This window comes from Rhizobium sp. SVR5-2C (genome assembly GCF_056755115.1).
Genome location: NZ_JBNDHT010000016.1, coordinates 61,098 through 68,665, shown reverse-complemented (window position 1 = coordinate 68,665; position 7,568 = coordinate 61,098). Strand labels below are relative to the sequence as shown.

Genomic DNA, 7,568 nt, shown 5'->3' with positions numbered 1-7,568 from the left:
CGCTCGTGGGCCGAGTCGATCAATGCCATAAGGTCTGCAGGTCGGCCATAGCTGCTGTCCGGTGCATAGGGCAGAACGCCGTCATAGCCCCAATTGTAGCGGCCGGGAAAGTCGCTGATCGGCATGATCTGGATCGCGGTGACGCCAAGCTCTGCCAGATGGTCCAGTTGCTCAATCGCCGCCCGAAACGTCCCTTGCGAGGTGAATGTGCCGATATGCACTTCGTAGATGACGCTTTCTTCCCAGGGACGTCCCGACCAGGCTTCGGTTTTCCACCTGTATGATTTGAGATCGACGACTTCGCTACAACCGTGGACATCATGCGGCTGATGACGCGAGCCCGGATCCGGTACCTCGGAGCCGTCTGGCAACACGAATATATAAAGGCTTCCCGGCCCGATGCCGGCAGCATGGCAACGATGCCATCCGTCATCGGTTCGGTGCATCGGTTGCGGCTGGCGACCGTCAATTTTGAGCGAAACACTCTCCGCCAAGGGAGCCCAGAGCCGGAACTCGACGCCGTCTTCCGATACGACGGGACCAAACGTGTAGTCGATCAAAATAATACCTTTCCTTCGTTTGCTACCTGCCGCTAGCGGAGCAGACCTTGGCCACCATCGACCCAGATCGGGGAACCAGTGATATGACGCGACCTGTCGGACGCCAGGAAGACGATTACGTCAGCCACATCTTCGCTTCGACCTGGCCGACCTCCGGTGATGGGCACCTGGCCTTCAGGCCATACAACGGGTATGACAGTCTCGTCTTCTTTTCGGAGCCTGGTGTTGGCCTCGATGTTGGTGTCGATCTCACCCGGGCAAACGGCGTTGATGCGGATGTGATGGCGCGCAAGCTCTAGGGCAAGCTGCTGCACCATTGCGACCTGCGCGGCTTTGGTTGCGGTGTAAGCGGTCGCCCCGGGGGTGGTGAAGGTTCTAGTCCCGTTGATGGAGGACACAACCACGATGGAGCCGCCGCCGGTACGCTTCAATTCGGGCACAGTCGCACGGATCGTCAGGAAGGTCCCCGTCAAGTTTACGGAGATCGTATCGTTCCATTCCGAAAGCTTAAGGTCATCGATTGGTGCCCAGACGCCGTTGATCCCGGCATTGGCAACCACAGCGTCAAGCCGACCATACTGATGGGTGAGCTGCTTTACAGCTTCCGCCATCTGCCCTTCATCAGATATGTCGGCGAGAAGCGGAATTGCCTTGCCTCCCTCCGCTAAAATATCTTCAACCGTCGAAGTGATCTCTTCCTGCGTATGGCCGAGCACACCCATGTTATACCCCTCCCTGGCGAGGGCCAAAGCGGCCGCCTTTCCAATTCCGGATCCGGCTCCAGTGACAAGCGCTACAGCTGGCTTCATTGCACACTCCAAGTTGATCGCGCTTGAAACCCCGGGCCTCGCTTGATGTTCCACAGATTGGAGGTCTGTACGCTGCAGTACGACATTCGCAATCGAGCGAGCGTTCCCGCTGCACCTTCCCGCTCGGCCGGGCAGGTCGGATCGCACGGGCTCGGTGATGAGTGAGTTAATGCCGCCTCTCCTCTCGAAAAGCCGCGCGGAACAACAAGAGCCCGGCAAAGTTGATACGGGTTGTCTGAAGATGCCCGTCTCGGTTACCGGTGACGAGTTTGCAGCTTTCGATAGTTATCGTCCTCAACCGCCGCCACGCCCTCTGGATCAGCTATGAACATTCCGGTCGCCACCTATCGTCTTCAGTTCCGCAACGGCATGACCTTCGACCGCGCAGCCGCGTTGGCGCCTTATCTGAAACGACTCGGCATCAGCCACCTTTATGCCTCACCCGTCTTCACCGCGACGTCGGGCTCGACACATGGATACGATGTGACCGACGCCAATGAGATTGACCCGGCGATTGGTGGCCGAGATGGGTTTTGATCGCATGGTAAAGGCATTGAAGGCGGAGGGGCTCGGCCTGATCCTTGATATCGTGCCGAACCACATGGCAGCCTCGCTGGAAAATCCCTGGTGGCGTGACGTTGTCGAAAATGGCGAGAAGAGCCGCTATGCCCGCCATTTCGACATTGACTGGAGCCGAAAGTTGACCCTGCCCTTCCTCGGCGACACCTTCGATAAGGTGCTGGAGGCCGGCGATATTTCCGTGAAGGCAGATCCGAACACGGGCAAGCCCGCGCTCGCTTATTACGAGACCTTCTATCCGCTGAGCCCGGCCACCTATGCCGGCCGCGAGGCCGAAGTGCTAGGGGTGGCCGACAAGGAGGCCATCGCCAAGCTCCACGACCAGCAACCCTATCGACTGATGTCGTGGCGGGATGCGCGGCACGAGTTATCCTACCGGCGCTTCTTCGAGATCACTGGTCTTGCCGGCGTGCGGGTGGAGGACGGCCCAGTCTTCGATGATACCCACCGGCTCATCCTAGAACTCGTCCGTAGCGGCGCGGTCGACGGCCTCCGCGTCGATCATGTCGACGGCCTCGCCGATCCGAAAGCCTATCTGGAACGTCTGCGCCAGGAGGCGGGACCGGATTGCTACATCACCGTCGAGAAGATCCTCGGCGAGGGCGAGCAGGTTCCCGCCGACTGGCCGATCTCCGGCACGACGGGCTACGAGTTCATCGCCGCGCTCAGCGATGCGCTCGTCGATGGTGAGAAACTGGATGAACTGCGCGCGGCTTATCAGGATGTGACCGGCCATCCGGTAGATATGCGGGCCGAACTGCGCGACGCGAAATTGCTGATGGTGGACAACAACTTCGCTGGCGAATTCGCCACTCTTGTGAAGCTTGCGCTGCGGATCGGCCAGGCGGAGGACCGGGAATCAATCCTTTCTGAAAGCTTGATCAAAAAGGCAATCCGCGAATTGCTTGTCTCCTTCCCCGTCTACCGCACCTACGGCACGCGCGACGGCCTGCCGCCGGAGGGCCGCGAGATGCTGGTCCGTGTCATTGATCACGTAAGGCAGAGGCAGGATGCGCCGGAACCACAGGCGCTCGCCTTCCTCGAACGCATTCTCTCCGGCGATGTCGCACAGCAGGCGCGGGGCCAGGCTTCCGTCTTCCGCACCCGCTTCCAGCAACTGACCGGCCCGCTGATGGCGAAGTCGGTGGAGGACACGCTGTTCTTCCGCCAGCACATGGCGCTCGCCCTGAACGAGGTCGGCGCCGAACCGCTGCCGCGCGCGTTCTCGGTCGATCGCTTCCACCGGGAAATGCAGACGCGGCTTCAACGCCAGCCGGATGCACTCTCCGGCACCTCCACCCACGACACCAAGCGCGGCGAGGACGCAAGGGCGCGGCTCTATACCATCACCGAAGTCCCCCAGCTTTGGGCGGAAGGCGTCAAGCGCTGGCGGGAGATGAATCGGCAGACGGTGCAATCGCTCGAGGACGGTCCGGCTCCCGAACCAGCCGTGGAATGGATGCTCTATCAGGCGCTTGCCGGCGTCTGGCCGACGGACCTTCATCCGGAAGATGAGGAGGGTCTCAAGGCGCTTGAAGAACGCTTCATCGCTTACGTGGAAAAGGCGATACGAGAGGCGAAGCTCCGCACCAACTGGGGCGATTCTAACCACGCCTATGAGACGGCGGTGCTCGGTTACGCCCGCCGGCTTCTGTCGCCGGGCAATTCGGCCTTCCTTGCGGACTTCGCCAACATGCTGCGGCCCTTCATCCGCACAGGCCTGGTCAACAGCCTCAGCCAGACGATCATCAAGCTGACGGCGCCGGGTGTGCCGGATATCTATCAGGGCAGCGAGGGTCTCGACCTCAGCCTCGTCGATCCCGACAACCGCCGCGAGCCCGATTTTGATCGCCTGCAGGAACGCCTGTCGGAAAAGGGGAAGCTAACCTCCGACGACGAAGAGGAATGGCAGACGGGCCGGCTGAAGCAACATGTCATCGCCGCCCTCCTTCGGCTTCGGCAGGAACTGCCTAGCCTGTTTCGTAGCGGCGAGTACATTCCGTTGGTGGCAAGCGGTGAAGGATGCGAGAGTTTCATTGCGTTCGCACGTGCGGATGCGAAAAACGCGGTCATTGTCATAGTTCGGCGGCTGTCCTTCAGCGACGGCAATGCCTCGTCATCCAACTATTGGCACTCATTGAGTCTCACGTTCCCGGACGTGCTCCAAAACCGTGGTTTTGAAGAAGTGATCTCGAAGCGCCGTGTCGAAATTGGTGGCGGCGGCCTCGCCGTTGAAGACGGGGCGTCAACCCGGCCATTCGTCATCTTGAGAGCAATTTAAAGGGCGCAACGGCTGCCGCGCTACCCGAAACCGCAAATCTCAATCCGGGTGATCGCAGGGTATCGAATAGCGCCAGCGTTCGGCCTGAGACCGGCATCAACGGCTGGACAGGGCTTAATGAGGCAGCCAGTGTGTAAATGGCGATGGTCCCCCCTATTCCGGCCAAGCCATCATCGTCAGCGCCACGAACTTGTGCAGTTCAGCGCGCGACAGTCCAGCTTTCGCCTGAACGGCCATACCTTGTATAAGCGTGAACACGAAGCTTGCCGCCTCCTCAGGAGTGGCGTTCGGCAGCATGGGCCCATTTTCGGACGTCATACGAAATGTCTTCGCAAGTCGCCGCTGAAAATTGAAGCGGCTCTCCACCAGCGCACGCTGCAATTCTTGCGTCTCGTCAGAGCAAGCGAGCGCGCCGTTCGTTTCGAAGCAGCCAGGGGGATGGACCGGATCGGTATGCATGTCGGCCTCGCCAATCAGCATGGCCATAGCGATGTCCCGCGGTTTCGAAAGCTTGAGCGCCTCTTCGATGAAACCGAGGTGGTCCTTCTTATAAAGCTCATTCGCCTTCCAGAAGAGGTGTTCCTTACTGTTGAAAGCTTTGTAAATGCTGGACTTCTTGAGGCCTGTCGCGGCCATCAGGTCGTAGATCGACGCACCCTCATAGCCCTTTTGCCAGAATACCATCATGGCCTTCTGTAGGACGTCTGTCTCGGCGAATTCTCTTGGTCTGGCCATCGTCGTACAAAGCTTCCCAGTGAGGCGAATTGTGTAACGTATGTTCCATATTTAGTGCCATCTGAGCCCATTGGCAAGATTAAGGTGAAAGCGCTCTTCCTCTAGTTGTTGTGGCGGCCAGCGGCGGCGATATGCTTCTGAAAAACTTTCCGCAATGCTCCGTAATCCTCGAAGCCCAAGGTCTTGGCAAAACGATGAACCGACGACGAGCTTGTATGCGTAGCCTTGGCGATATCTCGGATCGACAGAAATGCCATTTGGTGCGGTTGCTGGAATGCGAATATTCCAATCTCACGCAAACGTTCGGGGAAATCGACGCGACGAGACGTCACAATGGCTTTGAGGTCGTCGAGACTATCCGGCAACGACGCCGGATAGTCACTATTTTGGTGGACTGAGCTTTCAGTCGGATGTCCCTGCCTGGTTCGGCCCACGTTCCAGCTCCGTCAGTTTTAGCCGACAGAGACGCCGGATTGAGTTTCTATCGACTTGAGGGCGGCCTCTGCGAGGGCGAGCGCTTTACGGCCATCGTCCGCACCTACGGGCATCGCCGTCCCAGCTTCGACCGCCCTTAGAAACGCATCAAGTTCCAGTTCATATGCCTGCTTGTATCTCCCCAAGAAGAAATGAAGCAGTGGTGCCTGTGCGTCTGTCGTGCCGTTAGTGAAGCGGTGAACCGTGTGGGGCCGCACATGACCGTTCTGGAGCATGCCGTTTGAACCGAAGACCTCGATCCGCTGGTCGTGACCGTAGGATGCATGACGGCAGGTGTTTATGTGGCACTGCTTTCCAGAGGCGGTACGCATGACGACCATCGTCGTGTCGAAGTCGCTGAAATCGGAGATTTTTGCGTCGACAAGGCAATTGCCGACAGCGAAGACTTCGACAGGGTCTTCACCAAGCAGCCATCTCGCCATGTCGAAGTCGTGGATAAGCATGTCGCGAAAAATTCCGCCTGACCGCTGGATGTATTCCGCAGGCGGCGGTGAAGGATCGCGGCTCGTGATGATGACTTGTCGGACGTCACCAATCTCGCCGGCCTCGATAGCCCGTTTGATTTCACTGGCGCTCGGATCGAAGCGACGGTTGAAGGCGAGCATGAATGGCTTACCGGACTTCTCGATTTCGACGATCGCCGCGTTGGCCTTATCCTGATCGAGGTCCAGCGGCTTCTCGCATAGGACCGCCTTCCCGGCGGCCAGAGCCGCCAGGGTCAGCGGAACGTGGGTGTCGGTCGGAGTGCCGATGACTACTGCATCGATGTCGCTCCGACCGATCGCGGCATAGGGATCGGTACTGTATTCGCAGCTAAGCTTCTCCGCCGTCGACGAGGCAGCGGCCTCGACCGGATCCGCTGCGACGATAAGCTCCGCCCGCGGGCTGGCCGCCACGTTGGCGGCATGAATCTGGCCGATCCGGCCAGTACCTAAAACTGCTACTCTCAGCATTTTCCTATCCCTTGCTTTTAGTTTAGTTCAGAGCGTCGACCAGGCTCGCCGGCGGCTCCGAATGGTAGGTGAGCTTCCACGATTCAAGGAGATTGTCCCTGGTGACAGCGAGCGGCGGCAACACCACGTATTCCGGGGCCTTCTTGTCGAGCAGGCCATAGCCGGCGAGAAGCGCTTCGGTGACGCCCTGCTGGTAGGGCCGCTGAGCGCCGATACCCTTGACGAACGTACCCTTCGCGAGGCTCAGGCAGGCGTTAAGGCCCAGATCGATCGTGGTAATGATGAGGTCCTTACGGCCTGCGGTGCGGGCCGCCGACATCACTCCGTCAGCCGGAGCCTCCCAGACGGCCCAGATTGCCTTCACGTTGGGGTTGGCCGCGAGGATTGCGCTCGCGGCCTTTTCCGCATTGCCGATAAGGTCGGTGCCATCGATCCCCTGCTCCGCGACGACCTTCACCTTGGGGAACTGACCGATTGTCTTCTTGAAGGCCTCGTAGCGCTGCTTGGTCACGAAGAAGTCGCCGGCCAGATAAACGATACCGACTTCGCCCTCTTCTTCGATCGCCTTTGCCATCAGGAGCGCGGAGGCAACGCCGTTACCATAGTTGTCCGAAGATACCGTGCTGACGTAGTCCTTGCCGATTTTCATCCCCTGAGGGACGTTGTCCATGAAGACGATCTTCACGCCTGCGTCGGCGGCTTTCTTGAAGGCTCCGGCCGTTGCAACCGGATCGACCGGAATGGACACGATGATCGATGGCTTCAGGGCAAGAACGGTTTCGATATCCGCGACCTGCTTTTCGGGTTTGAAGTTCGCGTCGGTCACCGACACGATCTTGATGCCCATCTTTGCGAACTGGTCCGTGAGGCCCGCGATTTGCGCGACCGCCCAGTCGTTGCGGTAGTGCAGAACGACGGCCGCCGTGGCGTTCATCGCCTTGATTTTCGTCAGTTCATCGTCCGACAGCTGGATGCCGTCGGCCGAGCTCGGCGCTTCACCGTGCGGACCAAGGCTTTGAACCTTTCCGGACGCGAGGTCGTCGAGCATTTTCTGGACGTCGGCTTCCGCCGCCAGCAACTGCGTTGCCGTGGTGCATGCGATCAGGGCAGCCGCGCTGACCTGCAGGAAAAAGCGTCGATTCATGGTTTCCTCCCG

The 7,568-nt window shown here is 59.4% G+C and carries 6 protein-coding genes and 1 pseudogene; 1 reads left to right on the top strand and 6 read right to left on the bottom strand.

Annotated elements, in window-relative coordinates:
* Positions 1–560 (bottom strand): alpha-amylase family glycosyl hydrolase (locus tag ACPYOI_RS07190; RefSeq protein WP_481422724.1); only part of this gene is annotated, 560 nt, incomplete at its 3' end.
* A 32-nt stretch (positions 561–592) separates the two neighbouring features.
* Complete coding sequence (locus ACPYOI_RS07185) at positions 593–1,369, bottom strand: SDR family oxidoreductase (protein ID WP_481418890.1); 777 nt, start codon at positions 1,367–1,369, stop codon at positions 593–595.
* A gap of 324 nt (positions 1,370–1,693) precedes the next feature.
* Here ACPYOI_RS07185 and treY point away from each other — a divergent pair.
* Positions 1,694–4,229: pseudogene (gene treY / locus ACPYOI_RS07180) on the top strand (malto-oligosyltrehalose synthase).
* Positions 4,230–4,382: 153 nt separating this feature from the next.
* Here treY and ACPYOI_RS07175 read toward each other — a convergent pair.
* The 4 genes from ACPYOI_RS07175 to ACPYOI_RS07160 form a co-directional block, all read right to left on the bottom strand.
* Positions 4,383–4,916, bottom strand: coding sequence for a TetR/AcrR family transcriptional regulator (locus ACPYOI_RS07175; protein WP_481422729.1), 534 nt, complete (start codon positions 4,914–4,916; stop codon positions 4,383–4,385).
* Positions 4,917–5,065: 149 nt separating this feature from the next.
* A complete protein-coding gene (locus ACPYOI_RS07170; RefSeq protein WP_481418893.1) occupies positions 5,066–5,398 on the bottom strand; it encodes a MurR/RpiR family transcriptional regulator in 333 nt (110 codons plus the stop codon).
* Positions 5,399–5,416: 18 nt separating this feature from the next.
* Positions 5,417–6,412 (bottom strand): inositol 2-dehydrogenase, encoded by a 996-nt coding sequence (gene iolG / locus ACPYOI_RS07165; RefSeq protein WP_481422723.1) that lies wholly within the window; start codon positions 6,410–6,412, stop codon positions 5,417–5,419.
* Positions 6,413–6,434: 22 nt separating this feature from the next.
* Positions 6,435–7,556 carry a substrate-binding domain-containing protein gene (locus ACPYOI_RS07160; protein WP_481422722.1) on the bottom strand — a complete coding sequence of 374 codons (1,122 nt, stop codon included), beginning with the start codon at positions 7,554–7,556 and terminating at the stop codon, positions 6,435–6,437.
* Between the last annotated feature and the right edge of the window lie 12 nt (positions 7,557–7,568).

Coding starts and splice junctions, on each gene's coding strand:
- ACPYOI_RS07185 (WP_481418890.1), bottom strand. CDS start 1,369: ATGAAGCCAGCTGTAGCGCTTGTCACTGGAGCCGGATCCGGAATTGGA.
- ACPYOI_RS07175 (WP_481422729.1), bottom strand. CDS start 4,916: ATGATGGTATTCTGGCAAAAGGGCTATGAGGGTGCGTCGATCTACGAC.
- iolG (WP_481422723.1), bottom strand. CDS start 6,412: ATGCTGAGAGTAGCAGTTTTAGGTACTGGCCGGATCGGCCAGATTCAT.
- ACPYOI_RS07160 (WP_481422722.1), bottom strand. CDS start 7,556: ATGAATCGACGCTTTTTCCTGCAGGTCAGCGCGGCTGCCCTGATCGCA.